Raw genomic sequence first — 1,631 nt, 5'->3', positions numbered from 1 at the left:
CCCGGATATCTCACACAGTTGAAGTGCATCGGGGCTCCGAATCAAGGAAAATGCTTCTGCGACAAAGACTTACCTTGAGCAGAGGTATTCCCCGATGCAAACAGAGTGTACACTGGAACGGTTTGATTTTGCACCTGTTGAAAGGCGCGCCGTGGTGGCCGGTTTTGACGGTGGAACGATCACGTCCGACGCCGGCGCGCTTCTGCTGGGGCTTGCGGACCGGGCGATCGGGCTGGTCGGCCGCTTTGCCCGCTGCTTCGTGGATGCCCGCCGTCCGGCATTGATCGAGCATGAGGTGAAGACGCTAGTGGGCCAGCGCGTCTTGGCGCTGGCGCTCGGCTACGAGGACCTGAACGACCATGACGAGTTGCGCCATGATCCGGTGCTGGCGGTGCTGGCCGGCAAGCTCAAGGCGCGCCGTCACAAGAAATGCGCGGCCGTTGCCGGCAAGTCGACGCTCAACCGGCTGGAGCTGAGCCGGCCGCAGCCTTCGCGCTATCACAAGATCAGCCACGCCCCGGCGGCGATCGAGGCGCTGTTCGTCGAGCTGTTCATGGGCGCGCACGCCGCTCCGCCCGAAGAGATCGTGCTGGATCTGGATGCCACGGACGATCCCCTGCACGGCAACCAGGAGGGGCGGTTCTTCCACGGCTACTATGACAACTACTGCTACCTGCCGCTCTACATCTTCTGCGGCGATCACCTTTTGTGCGCCAAGCTGCGGCCCGCCAACATCGACGCGGCCGCCGGCGCGGTCCAGGAGATCGAGCGCATCGTGCGCCAGCTGCGTGAGCGCTGGCCCAAGGTCCGCATCGTGCTGCGCGCCGATTCCGGCTTCGCCCGCCAGGAGCTGATGGCCTGGTGCGAGGCCAACGCCGTCGACTACCTGTTGGGTCTGGCCCGCAATGTTCGGCTGGTCCGCCACATCGCGGCTGAACTGGAAGCGGCCAAGGCAGAAAGTGCCCTCACCAGCCGGCCCGCCCGCCGCTTCAAGGACTTCCTGTGGACCACGCGCAAGAGCTGGAGCTGCCGGCGCCGGGTCGTGGCCAAGGCCGAGTGGACGCAAGGGGAGGCCAACCCGCGCTTCGTGGTCACCTCCCTCGACGCCGAGGCTTGGCCGGCGCAATGCCTCTACGAGGACCTCTACTGCGCCCGCGGCGAGATGGAGAACCGCATCAAGGAATGCCAGCTCGACCTGTTCGCCGACCGCACCTCTGCCGCCACCCTGCGCGCCAACCAGCTCAGGCTCTGGTTCGCCTCGATGGCCTATGTGCTGATCTGCGCGCTGCGCCGCATCGGCCTGGTGGATACACGGCTCGCCAGGGCAAGCTGCGCCACCATCCGTCTCAAGCTGTTCAAGATCGGCGCCCTGGTCAGCGTCTCGGTGCGCCGCATCAAGCTGGCCATGAACTCAGCCTGCCCCTTCCAGCGCGAATGGGCATTGGCCTATGCCCGATTATCGGCAGCAGCCGCCTGAGCGCGCCCATCCACCCTCCCGTCAACAGCAAGGAAACAGCGCCGAACCACACCAACCGCTCCAAGCGGCGGACATCCCTTGCCCGCAGCTCAAGTGCCCGCAAAATCGCTGCTGCCAGCCTCGCGCCGAAAGACTGTGTGAGATATCCGGGCTA

At 65.4% G+C, this 1,631-nt stretch carries 1 protein-coding gene; it reads left to right on the top strand.

The window, feature by feature from the left end:
• Positions 1–94: 94 nt before the first annotated feature.
• On the top strand, positions 95–1,477 hold the full coding sequence (locus NKI49_RS33125) for an IS1380 family transposase (protein ID WP_352608403.1): 1,383 nt from the start codon (positions 95–97) through the stop codon (positions 1,475–1,477).
• Positions 1,478–1,631 lie beyond the last annotated feature (154 nt).

It is taken from the genome of Mesorhizobium sp. M0587 (genome assembly GCF_040320945.1).
Taxonomy (GTDB): domain Bacteria; phylum Pseudomonadota; class Alphaproteobacteria; order Rhizobiales; family Rhizobiaceae; genus Mesorhizobium.
Note: the sequence above shows the minus strand (reverse complement) of the source record. Positions and strands in the feature narration are given on the sequence as shown.